The sequence below is a fragment of the Pontibacter rugosus genome, assembly GCF_042678745.1.
Taxonomy (GTDB): Bacteria; Bacteroidota; Bacteroidia; order Cytophagales; family Hymenobacteraceae; genus Pontibacter; species Pontibacter rugosus.
In genome coordinates this window covers 1-17,061 of record NZ_JBHTLD010000104.1, presented here as the reverse complement: position 1 = coordinate 17,061, position 17,061 = coordinate 1, and the positions used below count along the sequence as shown (strand labels likewise).

Here is a 17,061-nt window from a genome sequence, read left to right as displayed (position 1 = left end):
ATATAAGATAATTTTAGATCGAAATGAGCAAAGGGCTACCAAAAAGAAGCGAGGACTACTCTCTGTGGTATAACGAGCTGGTGAAGAAAGCCGGGCTGGCTGAGAATTCAGCAGTGCGTGGGTGCATGGTCATCAAACCATACGGCTTCGCTATCTGGGAGAAGATGCAGCGTGTACTGGATGATATGTTTAAAGCCACTGGGCACCAAAATGCATACTTCCCGCTGTTTGTACCCAAAAGCTTGTTTGAGGCCGAAGAGCAAAACGCAGAAGGTTTTGCAAAAGAGTGCGCTGTGGTTACCCACTACCGCCTGCAAACAGACCCTGACAATGCCGGTAAGCTGCGTGTTGACCCAAATGCAAAACTAGAGGAAGAACTGATTGTGCGCCCCACATCAGAAGCCATTATCTGGAGCACTTATAAAAACTGGATACAAAGCTACCGTGACCTGCCCCTGCTAATAAACCAGTGGGCAAACGTAGTACGCTGGGAAATGCGTACGCGCCTGTTTTTGCGCACAGCAGAATTCCTGTGGCAGGAAGGCCATACGGCACATGCTACCGCTGACGAAGCCATTGCCGAGACAAAGCAGATGATGGAAGTGTACGCTACCTTTGCCGAGCAGTATATTGCCTTGCCAGTAATCCGAGGCGTGAAAACACCTAGCGAACGCTTTGCAGGTGCTCTCGATACTTATTGTATCGAAGGATTAATGCAGGACGGAAAGGCCTTGCAGGCAGGCACTTCTCACTTTTTAGGCCAGAACTTTGCCAAGGCTTTTGATGTAAAGTACGCAACCAAAGAAGGTGGCCTGGAGCACGTGTGGGGAACATCGTGGGGCGTGAGTACACGTTTAATGGGTGCTTTGGTAATGGCGCACTCTGATGATGAAGGGCTTGTTCTTCCTCCGAAATTAGCACCTATACAGGTAGTAATCGTGCCGATTTACAAAGGCGAGGAGCAGCTGGCGCAAATCTCTGAGAAAGTAAATGGCTTGAAGCGTGAGTTAGAAGCTAAAGGCATCAGCGTGAAGTTCGATGACCGCGACACCGAGCGTCCTGGCTTTAAGTTTGCTGAATGGGAGCTGAAAGGTGTGCCGGTGCGTATTGCCATCGGTGCCCGTGATTTAGAGAACGGAACAGCCGAAATTGCCCGCCGCGACACCAAAGAGAAAAGCTCACAGCAATTTGACAGCCTGAACACCTATATCCCTGCCTTGTTAGACGAGATACAGGAGAACATTTACAACAGAGCCTTCTCTTACCGCGAAGAACACACCACGAAGGTTGATTCTTATGAAGAGTTTAAGGATGTGCTGGAAAACAAAGGAGGTTTTGTACTGGCGCATTGGGATGGCACACCAGAGACAGAAGAGCGCATCAAAGAAGAGACCAAGGCTACTATCCGTTGCATAGCGATAAACACACCAGAAGAAGAGGGTGTGGATATGTTGACTGGTAAGCCAAGCAAACAGCGCGTATACTTCGCTAAAGCTTATTAATACCGCTGCTCCTTAACTGTAACAATAAATTTCAAAAGCGCTGCTTCCGGAATAGGAGGCAGCGCTTTTACGTTTAGCAGCTTAAAGCTTAATGATAAGAAGTAACTGCAAATAGGTGACTACAATCATGTCAATATGGTAAAGAAATCACTATATTTACTTTATAAGCAGAACGTACTATGTTACTAGATTGGATAACCGTCATACTTCTTATTGGCGTCGGGCTGCTACTTGTAATTGTAGAGCTGATTTTTGTACCTGGCACTACTGTAGTGGGTATCCTGGGTTTTATACTTACCGGCATCGGTATCTGGATTGGCTATGCTGCCCTAGGCACTAACATCGGACACATTATACTTGCCACTACTGTTGTGGTAGGGGGAGCTGCTTTCGCCTATAGTTTCCGGTCTGACAGCTGGTCTCGCTTTGCCTTGAAAGACCAGAACCGTGGCCACGTAAATGAGGAGTATCAGCATATGCTTACTGTAGGTGAAACAGGCCAGGCCGTTTCTGCCTTACGCCCACAGGGTACTGCCCTTTTTGCAGACAGGCACCACGAAGTGCACACGCAAGGAGAATACATCAACCCCAACACTCCTATCCGAATCATCAAGCTTAATCAAAATCAAATAATAGTAGAAGCAATCTCCTAACCTTATACAGATGGAAAACTTATCCGCAATTTTTCTTATTGCAGGCGGCATTATACTGCTCATGGTCTTTTTATACTTTGTTCCGATCAGCCTTTGGATCACAGCTCTTTTCTCAGGTGTGAAAGTAGGCTTACTGGAACTGGTATTTATGCGCATCAGAAAAGTGCCGCCAAGCCTGATCGTGAACTCCATGATTAACTCGACCAAGGCTGGCATAGATTTAACTACCACCGAACTGGAAACGCATTACCTGGCTGGTGGCAACGTACCGATGGTTATCAAAGCGTTGATTTCAGCAGATAAGGCTAACATCCCGTTGTCTTTTAAACAAGCAACCGCCATAGACCTGGCTGGCCGTAACGTGTTTGAGGCTGTAACTACTTCTGTAAACCCAAAGGTGATTAACACGCCAAACGTAGCTGCTGTAGCGCAGGACGGTATCCAGCTGATAGCAAAGGCGCGTGTCACTGTCCGTGCCAATATAAACCAATTAGTGGGTGGTGCCGGTGAAGAAACGATCCTTGCTCGTGTGGGTGAGGGCATTGTAACCTCCATAGGCTCTTCTACCTCACACAAGACTGTGCTCGAGAACCCGGACATGATCTCAAAACTTGTGCTACAGAAAGGTTTGGATGCCGGAACTGCTTACGAGATTCTATCTATCGATATTGCCGATATTGATGTAGGCGAGAACATTGGTGCGAAGCTGCAAATAGATCAGGCCGGAGCCGACCTGCGTGTTGCCGAAGCCAAGGCTGAAGAGCGCCGCGCCATGGCCGTTGCCGTAGAGCAGGAAATGAAAGCAAAAGCACAGGAAGCACGCGCCAACGTAATTCAGGCAGAGGTTGAAGTACCTCAAGCTATCGCTGCAGCCTTCCGCAGCGGCCAATTGGGCATTATGGACTATTACCGTATGCAGAACATCCAGTCTGACACCGACATGCGCAACGCTATTGCCAAACCAGAGCAAGGCAATACTGGTAAGCCGAAAGAGTAAGCAAGTAAATGTTTAAAACTAAAAAGGGGCCACTCCAATCTATGGAGTGGCCCCTTTTTAGTTTTAAATAAGTGTGGTAGTCAGTATTGCCTGATAAACCTCTTTTATGTTAAGCAAGAGCAACGGCTGGTACATAACACGAGCGAGGCGTAGCTGAAGCTTGGCTTATGTACATTGTTACCTGCTGGCATTTTTCTTTTTTTAACTAATTAGTTCATATTCACCGTATCTGCTACAAGGTGGTGAAGCTAATTTATAGGTCTTGTTAGTGGTCAGTAGCTTTTTTCATCGGTGAATCGAAGGAGCTTTATATATTCAAAAGTTTCGCAACTCCATCTAATAAACCATAAAGCCCTATCAAGATAAGGATTAGCCCGAGTGTAAATGATTTAAGCTTAGTCACAAACAACATGTCATTTATGTCATACTTGTAGAACTTGTGCCTTACCATTATCATAGTTCCTGAAATTATTGAGAAGATACAAAGTATGGTAAGACCTATTTTCATATTTTATTAATCCGTAGTGCATTCGTTCCTGTTACTATACTATATAATACAAGCACTTTTATATTTTATTTCTTTGATTAGCATTGCCACTATTTGGTGTTTCTCCTTTCAATCAATCGATAATTCATAGATAAGGAAGACGCTGGACATTCCCCCTAAAACAAACAAGGTGTAAAGGACTATTCTTACTCCTTCATTTTTGTCTACACGCTCTGAAAAGCAGGCACGGACTGATATCATCAAAGCAAATAATGAGAACAGAAGAAATATAGGTGCAACTGCGCTGAACCATGCAGGAACTAAGTTTGATAAAAAAGTCACTAAGCCTAATTTCTTGTTTCTCACTATCTACTTGTTCTCCTTCAATTCTTCTTGATTTGCCATGATTTTGGTCGCTCAAAATAGCGTACAAATAGAGTATAAACGGAGTTTATTCTGTTTAGCCGTCCAACAGTAGTTGGACATATAGAACCGGGCTGCCGAATATACTATATAGAAAGTTAAATATAAATTAGCCTACCGGAAGTTTCCCCGCCCCTTGAAAGTACCAAAACCCGCACCCCCTCCAGTTGGCTGGAAAGGCTATTTCCCCGATAACTACTTTTATGTTCCGTAGAGGCCGAAACTAAGATATGTGAAAGAATAACTAAGTCTTAATCTAACTTAAAAACAAAACGCCTGCTTCCTCTAAAGAAAGCAGGCGCTTATATTTTATACTAAGTATCAGCTTAAGCCGCTGGCTTCAGTGTAAAAGTGCGGGTTACACTATTGTATGGACCAGGCAGTACATTGCCGTTTTTATCGATCAGTTCCAGTTTGATGGTATTCTCACCCATTGGCAGGCCTTCCATAACGTATGGCAACCAGCGGTCAAGTATAAACTCAGTACCGTTGATGGTAGCTCGCACTCTGTTTCCAGCAGTAGACAGGTCTGTGTTAATCAGGTAGAAGTCCAGCATCACCTGCTCCGTATCATCCCCTACATACTCGCCTTTCGGGCGGCTATAGAACATGTTTGGGGCGCCCAAGTCAATATTTAAGCTTGTTGCAGGTCTGCCCGCTGTAACTTTTCTTACATCATAAGCACCTTTATGCTTTAAGCTTTCGTGGTAGGAGCGAGACAAGAACGATAAAATCACGTGCTCACCTTCTGCCAGCTCTTTAGTGAAGTCTGTTTGATAGTGCGCCGTGTATGGCTCATTATCAACAATATTATGAATATGCTGCCCCTCCTGCGAGTTTGCCATATGGTCTGCGTTGGAGTGCGGCGTCATACGGGTAAGCTGATAATTAGAGAGCGTATAGTTAAATTCTACCGGCCCTGGCTCCACGACACTACCAGCTGGAGGTGTGTTAAGACGCAACTGCGACTCAGGGTATTTCTGAGAGTCATCAAACGCAAATACACGTAACCCATTTTTACTCATTACAGCGCCTACAGGTGTAGGCCCATCGCCTCTGGCAGATGTAACAGGTGTTTGCGTTTCGGCATCCTGCGTCTGTCGGGCTGTATCGCAGGCAGAGAAACCAAGCATCAGAGCCGAAGCCAGAAGTAGGTATGTTTTTTTCATTTCCTTGGTGTTTGGTTATTAGCTGAGCAGCTAATTTAATCATTTTCTTTGTATATTGCGAACTACGTGAACATTACTATAAAGTATACGCTAAAATATATATGAGCGAGATTTTGTTTGACGAAATTCCTTCTCTTGATCTGGAAGACTTTACTTCTGGTGATGCGGAGAAAAGGGCGCAATTTGTTAAGCAGTTGGGTGATGCCTACCAGAACATCGGTTTTATTGCCCTGCGTAACCATGGCCTTAGTAATGAGCTAACCCAAAGGCTCTATGCTACCACACAAGAGCTATTTAGCCTGCCTGACGAGGTAAAGCAAAAATATGAAAACCCTGAACTTGCCGGCCAACGCGGCTACATAGGCAAGGGCAAGGAAAAAGCAAAAGGCTTCAACACCGGCGACCTGAAAGAATTCTTTCATGTGGGCCAGGATCTAAATGGTATTCCAGACAGCGATCCTATTAAATCAGAATATCCCGCTAATATTTTCCCTACAGAGGTAGAAGGTTTTAAAGAGGCCACTCTGGAGGCGTACAGAAAACTGGAAGCTGCAGGCAAGCAAGTGCTACGTGCCATTGCCCTGCATCTAAACCTGGAAGAAACTTACTTTGATGAGAAAGTAAAGTATGGTAACAGCATTTTGCGCCCTATTCACTACTTCCCTATTGAGAACCCAGACAGTGTTCCTGCCAATGCTGTGCGCGCTGCCGAGCACGGCGATATTAACCTGATTACGTTGCTGATGGGTGCCAGTGCTGATGGCCTGCAAGTGCTTCGCCGCGACGGCCAGTGGATCCCTATTACAGCTCTGCCTGAGCAAGTAGTGGTAAACGTTGGCGATATGCTGGCTCGTTTAACGAATAATAAGTTAAAGTCTACTATTCACCGTGTAGTAAACCCGCCGCGCGAGCTGATGCATACATCGCGCTACTCTATTCCATTCTTTATGCACCCCCGCTCCGAAATGGACCTGACTTGCCTGGAGAGCTGCATTAATGAGAAAAATCCTAAAGCTTTTCCGGATGCCACTGCAGGTGAATACCTAAACGAGCGCCTGATAGAGCTTGGCCTGAAAAAAGCCTAAGTGTAAACTTTAATTATATAAAAGAGAGATAGCTAAAAGCTGTCTCTCTTTTTTTATTTTTATGCCGCTATGAGCTTGCGCTACTACATCTTTCTGAAGGACGTGCTAGTATTGGCCCTTACCGCTTTTGGTGGGCCACAGGCGCATATTGCTATTATGTTTAAGCTGCTGGTTGAGAAGCGCCGGTATCTGTCGGAGCAAGAGTTAATTGAGCTCAATGCTCTATGTTCCATACTTCCCGGCCCCACTTCCACCCAAACTATTACCGCTATTGGCTATAAAATCGGTGGGCCCAACTTAGCCTACATTACCCTCCTTATTTGGATCTTACCTGCTGCCACTATCATGGCTATAGCTGCCGTAGCCATAACCTACTTACAAGAGCAGGGCATTTCGCTGGCGTTTCTCAGATACCTTCAGCCTATGGCGGTGGGTTTTGTGGCTTATGCCGGGTACATGATCAGCTCTAAAGTAGTACACACCAAAACCGCGGTTATACTAATGGTGGTTTCGGCCATACTTGCGTATTTCTTTTCTTCGCCTTGGGTGTTTCCGGTGTTGCTGTTGGCAGGGGGCGCTGTTACAGCCCTGCGCTTTAAGCAGCACCCCCTTGAGAAAGACAAAAAGCTGAAGATTGAATGGGCTAATTTTATACTATTCGTAGCTGTGCTAGTCGTGGCTGCCTTGTTGGGTGCCTATACTTCGTCATTACCTGTGCGCCTGTTCGAAAACTTCTACCGTAACGGAACACTTGTTTTTGGAGGAGGCCAGGTGCTTATTCCATTACTCTATTCTGAATTCGTAGACTTCAAACATTACTTAACAGGCGAAGAGTTTTTATCAGGTTATGCTATTGTGCAGGCTTTACCGGGCCCTACGTTTTCGTTCTGTTCTTTTGTAGGAAACTTAGCAATGCGCAGGTACGGCATTGCCGGACAATTCTTAGGCTCTTTTGTGGCTACTGTCGGTATTTTCCTGCCGGGCACCTTTCTTATCTTCTTTGTGATCAGGTTCTGGGATGAGCTGAAGAAATATAGGGTAGTACGTGCTTCTCTGGAAGGCATTAGTGCAGTCAGTTCCGGTATGGTGGTGGCTGCGGCTATACTTTTATACCATCCCGTCCCAAACACACCTTTAAATTTTGGTATTGTAGTTGCCACCTTCAGCCTGCTTATGTTTACCAAAATCCCTGCGCCCATACTTATACTTACCGGGCTACTGCTGGGCTTTTTGCTGTAGAAGTATAGCTCGTCTTATACTTGAAGTCAAAAATATACATGTCTCTGGCGCAAGCGTTCGCTAGTGCCTGGTATCAGCAAAACCGTTGATACTTACCGCAACTACATACCTTATCATCTCCCAAGGCTGTTACCATTTTGAGTACGCATAAGGCGGGAGCGGAAATGAGGGAGCAAACTCTAAGAAATCTATCTGGAATTCTGCAAAGATCTTTCCCTATGTTCGAGATGACATTAGTGAAAGCTAGATCGCCCTTCAACGAACTTTACCGGCACATAGCCCCGCCTGCAAAATAAACAAGCCAGCCGTGTTACCGGCTGGCTTGTTCATACTTATCTTATTTGATTAATATCTACTTCAGAATCTGGAGCAGGTATTCTCCATAGCCGCTCTTTCTCAAGGGCTCTGCAATCTGCCTTAGCTGCTCTTCGTTGATAAAGCCCATGCGCCAGGCTACCTCCTCAATACAACCAATCTTAAGCCCCTGCCGCTCCTCAATTACCTGTACAAAGGTTGCCGCCTGCATCAGCGAGGCGATCGTGCCGGTGTCGAGCCAGGCGGTGCCCCGGTTGAGGATGCCCACCTTCAGCTTGCCTCTTTTCAGGTACTCGCGGTTTACGTCCGTGATCTCGTACTCGCCTCGTGCGCTCGGCTCCAGGCTCTTGGCAATCTGCACCACCTCGTTGTCGTAGAAGTACAGGCCTGGCACAGCGTAGCTTGACTTCGGCTCCAGCGGCTTCTCCTCAATGGAAACGGCCTTCATTTGCCCGTCAAACTCCACCACCCCGTAACGCTCCGGGTCCTGCACGTGGTAAGCGTACACTACTCCCCCTTCAGGGTCGGCGTTCTCACGCAGCACGGAACCCATGCCCGAGCCGTAGAATATGTTGTCGCCAAGTATGAGCGCTACCTTATCATCCCCGATGAAATCCTCCCCGATCACGAAAGCCTGCGCCAGCCCGTTCGGTACTTCCTGCACCTTGTAGCTGAATTTGCAGCCGATCTGGCTGCCATCGCCCAGCAGGCGCTCGAACATAGGCAAATCGTGTGGTGTGGAGATGATCAGAATCTCGCGTATGCCCGCCAGCATCAGCGTAGAAAGCGGATAGTAGATCATCGGCTTATCGTAGACCGGCATCAGCTGTTTGCTTACTGCCAGCGTCAGCGGGTGAAGCCTGGTGCCGGAGCCCCCGGCAAGTATGATTCCTTTCATTTGTTTTCTATTATAGAATTGCCTGCGCCTTATTTGGCAACAACAGCTTTATCTGTATCTCTGTAGATGAACTCCTGATTACCTCTGAACCAGTCAAACGTGCGCTGCAGCCCTTCAGTGATGCGCACCTGCGGGTTGTAGTTCAACAGGCGCTGCGCCTTGGAAGTATCGGCCAGGCTATCGCGTATATCGCCCGCACGGTCCGGGCCGTGTACCGGCTCCACACTTGAATTTGCAGTCTCCTTTAGGATGTTGAACATCTCCAGCAAAGAAGTTCTATCGCCCACGGCAATGTTATATACTTGGTTTACCGCCTCTGTATTCTCTACCAGCGCCGCCTTGATGTTGGCCTGCACACAGTTCTCCACAAACGTGAAGTCACGCGTCTGTCCACCGTCACCGTTAATCTTTGGCGACTCGCCCTGAATAAGCGCATCAATGAACAGCGGTATAACGGCGGCATAAGCTCCATTCGGATCCTGTCTCGGACCAAAGATATTGAAGTAGCGAAGCCCGATGATTTCCATGCCATACGTTTTGCCGAACACATCCGCGTACAGCTCATTCGCATACTTGGTCACGGCGTAAGGAGAAAGGGGCCTACCAATGCGATCTTCCACCTTTGGCAGCTCTTTGCTATCGCCGTAAGTAGAGGAAGAAGCAGCGTACACGAAGCGCTTGATGTTGTTTTCCTTGGCAGCAGTAAGCATGTTCACAAAGCCGCCGATGTTCACGTTATTACTCGTGATCGGATCATTTATACTTCTGGGCACAGAACCAAGTGCTGCCTGGTGCAGCACCACATCCATACCCTTGCAGGCCGCCATACATGTTTCCGGATCACGGATATCACCTTCCAATAACTCGAAAGCAGGATTGTCCTGAAACTGCTCAATGTTCTTGCGAAAACCGTTCGAGAAATTATCCAGCACGCGCACTTTACCCACTTTATACTTCAGCAGGTATTCTACTAGATTAGAGCCAATAAAGCCCGCTCCGCCAGTTACAAGGAAAGACAGGTTCTCCAGCGGCTTATTATGAAAAGGTAATTCGTACATACTATAAATCTCTATACTTATCTGTGTGTATACTGCTGCTCGTAGTAGCTCTGGTAGTTGCCGGAAGTCACGTCATTCAGCCACTCCGGGTTCTCCAGGTACCAGTCTACCGTTTTGCTAAGGCCTTCCTCAAACGTTACAGACGGCTTCCAGCCCAGCTCGTTCATCAGCTTAGAGGAGTCGATAGCGTAGCGCAGGTCATGACCAGCACGGTCTTTCACGAAGGTGATGAGCTTACGGGAATAGCCCTTCTCGCGGCCCAGCTTCTCGTCCATCTGGTCGCAGAGCAGCTCGATCAAATCCAGGTTCTTCCACTCATTCACACCGCCTATGTTGTAGGTCTCCCCCACTTTGCCCTCATGGAAAATCACATCAATGGCACGGGCGTGGTCCAGCACATACAGCCAGTCGCGTACGTTCTCTCCTTTGCCGTATACCGGCACCGGCTTCTCGCTCTGGATGTTGTGAATGGCCAGCGGAATCAGCTTTTCCGGGAAGTGGTTTGGGCCGTAGTTGTTGGAGCAGTTTGATATTTTGACAGGCAAGCCATAGGTATGGAACCATGCCCGCACGAAATGATCAGAGCTTGCTTTGGAGGCGGAGTATGGGGAGCGCGGATCATAGGCTGTCTCTTCTGTGAACAAACCGTCTTCTCCTAAAGAGCCATACACCTCATCGGTGGAAATATGGTAAAACAGGTGGTCCTGCAGGTTATCCTTCCAGTGACTCTTAGCCGTATTCAGCAAATTTACTGTGCCGATCACGTTCGTCTGCACAAAGGCCAGGGGATCGGAGATGGAGCGATCCACGTGCGACTCTGCCGCCAGGTGAATTACTGCGTCGAATTTGTACTCTGAGAATATTCCCTCCAGATAGGCGGCATCCACGATATCACCTTTCAGGAAAGTATAGTTCTCCCGATCCTCGATGTCAGACAGGTTCGCCAGGTTGCCGGCGTACGTCAGCTTGTCGAGGTTGTAAATCTGGTAGTTCGGGTATTTGGTAACAAACAGGCGCACCACATGCGAGCCAATAAAACCCGCTCCGCCCGTGATCAATATTTTCATACTTATGCTTTTTCTTTTTGAAGAGATAACTGCCAGTCCCAGGCGCTTTTCATGGCTTCCTCCAGTGTGCTGGTGGTTTCAAAGCCCAACTCTTCGGTTGCTTTGGTTACATCAGCATAAATCTTCGGCACATCGCCTGCGCGGCGGCCTCCAATCTTGTAGTTCAGTTTTTCGCCTGTGGCACGCTCAAAAGCATGTATGGCCTCCAGCACGGTATTTCCCTGTCCGGTGCCTACATTGAAGAACTCAATGTCTGCTACCTTTCCGGCCAGCATTCTTTCTACTGCCACTACGTGCGCTTTGGCAAGATCCACCACGTGCACATAATCTCGAATGTTAGTCCCATCCGGTGTGTCGTAATCATTGCCAAACACCGTGAGCTGCTGCCGAATACCGGCAGCCGTCTGGGTGATGAACGGCACGAGGTTGCTTGGTACGCCCAATGGTAACTCTCCGATCTTGGCAGAAGGGTGTGCTCCAATAGGATTGAAGTAGCGCAATGCAATACTTTTGATGCTGCTTCCGCTATTAGCCAAGTCCGTCAGAATCTCCTCACAGATTTTTTTGGTATTGCCATAAGGCGAATTGGCTTTCTGCACCGGCGTCTGCTCTGTTACCGGCAACTGCTCGGGTATGCCATACACGGTGCACGAAGAAGAGAATACGAGGTTGGTTACGTTGAACTCACCCATCACCTGCAGCAGTGTCACCAGCGAGCCTACGTTGTTGTGGTAGTACTTCAGCGGCTGCTCCACCGACTCACCCACAGCTTTATAGGCTGCAAAGTGAATTACCCCGCTAATATTTTCCTCCGCCTCAAACACCTTTCGCAGGGCCGCAGCATCTGTACAGTCAACACGATGGCAGGTTATATCATGACCAAGTATGGCCGCAATACCATTTAGCGCACTTTCCTCTGAGTTAGAGAAGTTATCTATAATAACAGGGGCATAGCCAGCCTCAACCAGTTCTACTACGGTATGTGAGCCTATATAGCCTGCGCCTCCGGTTACCAGTATTTTTTCTTTTGTCAAAACTTATAAGCTTGTGTATTCGATGTTCTTGATTTTATCACGGAGGATACCTTTCAGATCGACAACAATAGGATGTTCGTTCATGATCGATTTAAAGTAGCTTTCCTCTAATGCTGCATATGGTTTGTGCGGTACAGCCACCACCACAGCATCATAATCCTTGCCCGCTTCTTCTTTTAAGCCAAAGCCATACTCGTGCTGCAGTTCCTCTGAATTAGCATAAGGGTCTACTACCTCTACCTTCACGCCAAAGCTTTCCAACTCACGAATCACGTCCACTACCTTTGAGTTACGGATGTCCTCCACGTTCTCTTTAAAAGTAGCACCCATTACCAGCACTTTCGTTTGCGAGATGTTTTTACCACCTTTGATCATCATTTTCACCAGCTTGTTAGCAATATAGGCTCCCATGTTATCATTGGTGCTACGGCCACTCAGTATAACTTTAGCATCATATCCCAGCGCCTTAGCTTTATAGGTCAGGTAGTATGGATCCACGCCTATGCAATGGCCGCCTACCAAACCCGGAGAGAAGCGAAGGAAATTCCATTTTGTACCAGCTGCTTCCAACACTTCATAGGTGTTGATGTTCATCTTATCAAAGATGATAGACAGCTCGTTCATCAGGGCGATGTTGAGGTCGCGCTGCGTATTTTCGATTACTTTGGCAGCCTCGGCCACTTTGATCGTAGCTGCACGGTGTACGCCGGCATCAATTACCAGTTCGTATACTTTGGCAATTTGCTCTGCCGACTCTTTGCCGCAGCCAGAGACTACTTTTACAATCTTAGCCAGTGTATGCTCTTTATCACCCGGGTTGATACGTTCTGGAGAGTAACCTACTTTGAAGTCCTCCATAAACTTCAATCCTGATTCGCGCTCCAGCACAGGCACACAATCTTCTTCTGTACAGCCAGGATATACTGTTGATTCAAATACTACATAATCTCCTTTCTTCAGCACTTTACCAACCGTTGTAGAGGCACCTAACAGGGGCTTCAGATCCGGCATGGCATGCTCATCAATAGGCGTTGGCACTGCTACAATAAAGAACTGTGCCTCCCGCAGCACATCCAGACTATCAGTAAACTCAATATCGGCCCCATCAAAGTCAGCGCTTTCCAGCTCACCACTTGGGTCGATGTTACTGCGCATCAGTTCTACGCGCTTCGAATTAATATCAAAACCTATCACTTTGATCTTTTTTGCAAAAGCAAGCGCGATAGGTAATCCTACATAGCCTAAGCCAATCACTGCAAGTTTGGCTTCTTTATTTATAAGTTGTTCGTACACGATTGTAAGCTTGTTAAATCTTTAATTTTTTTATTTGGATTATCCTCTGCACACTACTCCTGCTTTCTTTCAGCAAAGGCACAAGTACTTGTGTCTGTTCCTCACTTTGTAAAAGAAGAGATGCTTTTGCTACAAACATCAGTGTCAGTGGCTTTCCCTACTGCAAAAGTACAATTTTAACTTCTACTTAGGAGAATTATGCACCAATTTTTAACGTAAGTTAACGTACAGCCACCACGATACGGTTTTTCCCGAAAAAATCTGACACTATTCTTATCTGCTCAAAACCTGCCTTTAACAGCTCCTCCTGCACCTCTTGGCTATAGCGTTCATTAATCTCGAAGTACAATTTACCCCCTTTCTTTAGGAGCTGTAGCCCTATTTTGGTTATTCTTTTATAGTACTTCAGCGGATCAGTATTGGGTACAAACAACGCCAGGTGAGGCTCATACTGCAGCACGTTATTTTGCATCACAGCCTTTTCCTCCTCCAGCACATAAGGTGGGTTACTGGTAATAATATCCAATGCACCTGCGGCTATTCCAGGCACAGGCTCAAAAACATCTGCCTGCAGCCACTCAACTGGCAGCTTATACTTGGCTGCGTTTGCCTGAGCCACCTGCAGAGCACCTTCCGAAATCTCCAAACCGTATACTTTGGCATCGGCCATAGTAGCCTGTAGAGCCAATGGAATACAGCCGCTTCCGGTGCATACGTCCAGTATAGTTAGCTCTTTTCTGCCTTTGTGCTCCCGCAGCACCAGGTCTACCAACTCTTCGGTTTCCGGCCTCGGTATTAGTACGCGCTCATCTACCTGCAGTTCCAGACCATAGAAGTATGCTACACCTAACACGTACTGCACCGGCTCCTGCTGTTGTAGACGCTCTACCATTTCTTCTACCGTTGCTATATGCACCGCAGGCACTTCCTCTAACTGCGACAGGCTCAGCTGCAGCCTGTTTTTCTGTAGCACATGTTCCAGCACAAGCTGTGCTATACTACCTGCTTCCGGCTCTGGGTAGGCATTTTTTATACTTGCCCGAATGTGCTGCTGTAACTCCTGAATTGTGGCCACACTTATACTTTAACTTGATTTAGATATCTTTGCAAAAGTAAGGCTTTTGGAGTTAGAAAGTTAAAAGGTTAAGTTTTAGAAGTAGTGCCATAAAATTCTGGACTGAGCAGTATCTGTAGCTTAGTAGACATACACGCGCAGGCCATGGCTTTGCTGACGCTCCTTTTAAACTTTCCAGCTTTCCGAATTTTCAATTATACAACTACAGCATGTCCGACGAAATATACATGCGCCGCGCCCTGGAACTGGCCCAATTAGGCAGTGGCTACACCAGCCCAAACCCTATGGTAGGCTGCGTAATAGTGCATGAAGGCCACATTATAGGCGAAGGCTGGCACAAGCAGTATGGCGGCCCCCATGCCGAGGTGAACGCTGTTGCAGCAGTGGAAGACAAAAGCCTACTGCCCAAGAGCTGCGTGTACGTGACACTAGAGCCATGCTCACACTATGGCAAAACGCCTCCCTGCGCCGACCTGCTCATTCAACATGGCGTAAAGGATGTGGTGATCTGCAATACTGACCCTAACCCCTTAGTAGCCGGACGTGGCATCAAAAAGCTGTTTGACAGTGGTGCACAAGTAAAAGTTGGTGTGCTTGAGGAAGAGGGCCTGGAGGTGAACAAACGATTTTTCACTTTCCATACCCAAAAGCGGCCATTTATACTGTTGAAGTGGGCTGAAACCGCTGATGGTTTTATTGCCGCTGCAAACTATCAGCAGCAGCAAATAAGTGGTAAACTGGCACAGCGCCTAGTACATAAGTGGCGTGCTGAGGAGCAGGCGATTATGGTAGGCAGCCGCACCGCCTTATATGATAACCCACGCTTGAACACACGCCTGTGGCATGGACACAACCCACTGCGCCTGGTTATTGACAAGCAGTTGCTACTGCCTGCACACTTGCACCTGCTTGACGGCAGTCAGCCTACTGTGGTTTATAATTTTAAAAGGCAGGACGAGCAGGAGAACCTGACCTTTGTGCAGCTACAGGAGCAGGAGCCAGTTCTTCCGCAAATCATGCGCGACTTGCACCAGCGAAACATACTATCTGTTATGGTAGAAGGAGGCACCTTTTTATTGGAGAGCCTGCTACAGGAAAACTTCTGGGATGAAGCATTGGTTTTCAAGAGCCTGCACAGCACGTTACTTGCAGGTGTAAAGGCACCAAGTATGGTTTATGGCCAATTGCACAATATTCAAACCATAGGACCAGATCAACTGTTACATTACATTAGACACTAGATTCCTATTTGCCTTATTAAAATTCATTCAAACTTCAGTTATTCAAAATCAAAAAATGGCCGAGTCTCTTCTTATAGATGCAAACCTCAGCAAAGAGGACAAGTATAAAGCGCTGCTTCCGCAAATAGAAGCACTAACAACAGGCGAAACAGACCTTATCGCGAATGTCTCGAACATGGTAGCAGCCCTGCGCCAGGGTATGGGCTTCTTTTGGGTAGGCGTATACTTCAACAAAGAGGGGCAATTGGTGTTGGGTCCGTTTCAGGGACCGGTAGCCTGCACTCGCATACCTTATCACAAAGGCGTTTGCGGGGCTTGCTACACGCAGCAAAAAACCATTTTAGTACCAGATGTAGAAGCATTCCCGGGACACATTGCCTGCAGCAGCGACTCTAAGTCTGAGATTGTATTGCCAGCCATAAAAGATGGCGAGGTAAAACTGGTGCTGGATGTGGACAGTGACCAGTTGAACGATTTCGACGAAACAGATCAAAAGTACCTGGAGCAATTGATGAAGCTGGTGGAAAGCTGGTATTAAATTAGACGCTAGATTTTAGACTCTCATGTTGAGATTGGGGCTTATAGGAACTTACAACTGCTCGTGCAGCTACGAGTAAAATCTTGCAAGACTTGTGACATTTACAGGCGTTTTTAAAAAACATCCTGCAGATCCACTAATCCTGAAAATCATGAGTCAGACAAAAAAAGGCCGCTGCAGTTTATACTTGCAGCGGCCTTTTCATTTGTTTAATATCTAGCGTCTAAAGTCTAGCATCTTAAAGATTATCCGAACAAAGGAGGTGTTTCTGTTTTTAGCTGTGCAATCACGGTTTGTCCACCTTTTGTTTTCTGGCCCAGTTCCACTTTGATCTCTGTATCCAGCGGCATGAAAATATCTACACGGGAGCCAAACTTGATAAAGCCGAACTCCTCGCCCTGGCTCACTTCATCACCTTCATTTACATACCACACAATTCTACGCGCCATAGCTCCGGCAATCTGGCGGAAAAGTACTTCCGGACCAGCTGACGATTCTACCACAACCGTTGTTCTTTCGTTCTGCGTGCTTGATTTCGGGTGCCAGGCTACAAAATAATTACCTGGGTGATATTTGAAGTACTTCACAATGCCAGACACCGGGTTGCGGGTGATGTGCACGTTTATCGGCGACATAAAGATAGAGATCTGCTTACGCTTATCGCTAAAGTACTCTGGCTCCTCCACTTCCTCAATTACCACCACCTTGCCATCGGCAGGTGCAATAATCAGATCCTCGTGCAGCAGCAGGTTGCGGTACGGGCTACGGAAGAACTGCAGAATCAGCAGAAAGAGCAAAACAGATACTACAGAGAAGATGATGTTAAAAGTATTGTTTTCAGCATTGAAATAGTAGAGCACGATGTTCAGCACCACTAAAATCAACAATGTGAAAAATAAGATTCTCCGTCCTTCCTTGTGAATTTTCATCCGTTTATCTTTTTGCCGCCGGTTCTATTATAACTTATAATAGCCCATCCAGTTACAT

At 47.0% G+C, this 17,061-nt stretch carries 15 protein-coding genes; 7 read left to right on the top strand and 8 right to left on the bottom strand.

All coding sequences use genetic code 11. From position 1 onward, the window contains the following. Nucleotides 1–23: 23 nt before the first annotated feature. The 3 genes from proS (at nt 24) to floA (ending at nt 3,152) form a co-directional block, all read left to right on the top strand. On the top strand, nt 24–1,502 hold the full coding sequence (gene proS, locus ACFQ2O_RS12125) for a proline--tRNA ligase (protein ID WP_377527931.1): 1,479 nt from the start codon (nt 24–26) through the stop codon (nt 1,500–1,502). Between the two features lie 179 nt (nt 1,503–1,681). Continuing rightward, nucleotides 1,682–2,155, top strand: a complete 474-nt coding sequence (locus tag ACFQ2O_RS12120) for an NfeD family protein (protein ID WP_377527929.1) — start codon at nt 1,682–1,684, stop codon at nt 2,153–2,155. A gap of 10 nt (nt 2,156–2,165) precedes the next feature. Then, nucleotides 2,166–3,152: a flotillin-like protein FloA gene (floA, locus tag ACFQ2O_RS12115; protein ID WP_377527926.1), complete on the top strand. Its 987-nt coding sequence runs from the start codon at nt 2,166–2,168 to the stop codon at nt 3,150–3,152. Nucleotides 3,153–4,388: 1,236 nt separating this feature from the next. Here floA and ACFQ2O_RS12110 read toward each other — a convergent pair. Beyond that, nucleotides 4,389–5,231 carry a hypothetical protein gene (locus ACFQ2O_RS12110; RefSeq protein WP_377527923.1) on the bottom strand — a complete coding sequence of 281 codons (843 nt, stop codon included), beginning with the start codon at nt 5,229–5,231 and terminating at the stop codon, nt 4,389–4,391. Between the two features lie 101 nt (nt 5,232–5,332). On the opposite strand from ACFQ2O_RS12110, the gene ACFQ2O_RS12105 reads away from it, so the two are divergent. Further along, a complete protein-coding gene (locus tag ACFQ2O_RS12105; RefSeq protein WP_377527920.1) occupies nt 5,333–6,316 on the top strand; it encodes an isopenicillin N synthase family dioxygenase in 984 nt (327 codons plus the stop codon). Nucleotides 6,317–6,385: 69 nt separating this feature from the next. Continuing rightward, the gene (gene chrA / locus ACFQ2O_RS12100) at nt 6,386–7,555 is read left to right on the top strand and encodes a chromate efflux transporter (protein WP_377527917.1); all 1,170 of its coding nucleotides are present in this window, start codon (nt 6,386–6,388) and stop codon (nt 7,553–7,555) included. 352 nt (nt 7,556–7,907) lie between these two features. Here chrA and rfbA read toward each other — a convergent pair whose 3' ends face one another. The 6 genes from rfbA to prmC all read right to left on the bottom strand — a co-directional run bounded on the left by rfbA (nt 7,908) and on the right by prmC (nt 14,295). Further along, nucleotides 7,908–8,768: a glucose-1-phosphate thymidylyltransferase RfbA gene (gene rfbA / locus ACFQ2O_RS12095; protein WP_377527914.1), complete on the bottom strand. Its 861-nt coding sequence runs from the start codon at nt 8,766–8,768 to the stop codon at nt 7,908–7,910. Between the two features lie 29 nt (nt 8,769–8,797). Continuing rightward, complete coding sequence (locus ACFQ2O_RS12090; protein WP_377527911.1) at nt 8,798–9,826, bottom strand: SDR family oxidoreductase; 1,029 nt, start codon at nt 9,824–9,826, stop codon at nt 8,798–8,800. 17 nt (nt 9,827–9,843) lie between these two features. Continuing rightward, entirely contained in the window at nt 9,844–10,893 is a 1,050-nt protein-coding gene (rfbB, locus tag ACFQ2O_RS12085; RefSeq protein ID WP_377527908.1) for a dTDP-glucose 4,6-dehydratase, read from the bottom strand. Between the two features lie 2 nt (nt 10,894–10,895). Continuing rightward, nucleotides 10,896–11,927, bottom strand: a complete 1,032-nt coding sequence (galE, locus tag ACFQ2O_RS12080; RefSeq protein ID WP_377527904.1) for a UDP-glucose 4-epimerase GalE — start codon at nt 11,925–11,927, stop codon at nt 10,896–10,898. Nucleotides 11,928–11,930: 3 nt separating this feature from the next. Continuing rightward, nucleotides 11,931–13,220 carry a nucleotide sugar dehydrogenase gene (locus tag ACFQ2O_RS12075; RefSeq protein WP_377527901.1) on the bottom strand — a complete coding sequence of 430 codons (1,290 nt, stop codon included), beginning with the start codon at nt 13,218–13,220 and terminating at the stop codon, nt 11,931–11,933. A gap of 220 nt (nt 13,221–13,440) precedes the next feature. Further along, nucleotides 13,441–14,295, bottom strand: a complete 855-nt coding sequence (gene prmC / locus ACFQ2O_RS12070) for a peptide chain release factor N(5)-glutamine methyltransferase (RefSeq protein WP_377527898.1) — start codon at nt 14,293–14,295, stop codon at nt 13,441–13,443. Between the two features lie 209 nt (nt 14,296–14,504). On the opposite strand from prmC, the gene ribD reads away from it, so the two are divergent. Both ribD and ACFQ2O_RS12060 read left to right on the top strand, forming a co-directional pair. Continuing rightward, complete coding sequence (gene ribD, locus ACFQ2O_RS12065; protein WP_377527895.1) at nt 14,505–15,536, top strand: bifunctional diaminohydroxyphosphoribosylaminopyrimidine deaminase/5-amino-6-(5-phosphoribosylamino)uracil reductase RibD; 1,032 nt, start codon at nt 14,505–14,507, stop codon at nt 15,534–15,536. 55 nt (nt 15,537–15,591) lie between these two features. Then, nucleotides 15,592–16,074: a GAF domain-containing protein gene (locus tag ACFQ2O_RS12060; protein WP_377527892.1), complete on the top strand. Its 483-nt coding sequence runs from the start codon at nt 15,592–15,594 to the stop codon at nt 16,072–16,074. A gap of 245 nt (nt 16,075–16,319) precedes the next feature. Here ACFQ2O_RS12060 and ACFQ2O_RS12055 read toward each other — a convergent pair whose 3' ends face one another. Further along, complete coding sequence (locus ACFQ2O_RS12055) at nt 16,320–17,003, bottom strand: phosphatidylserine decarboxylase family protein (protein WP_377527888.1); 684 nt, start codon at nt 17,001–17,003, stop codon at nt 16,320–16,322. Nucleotides 17,004–17,061 lie beyond the last annotated feature (58 nt).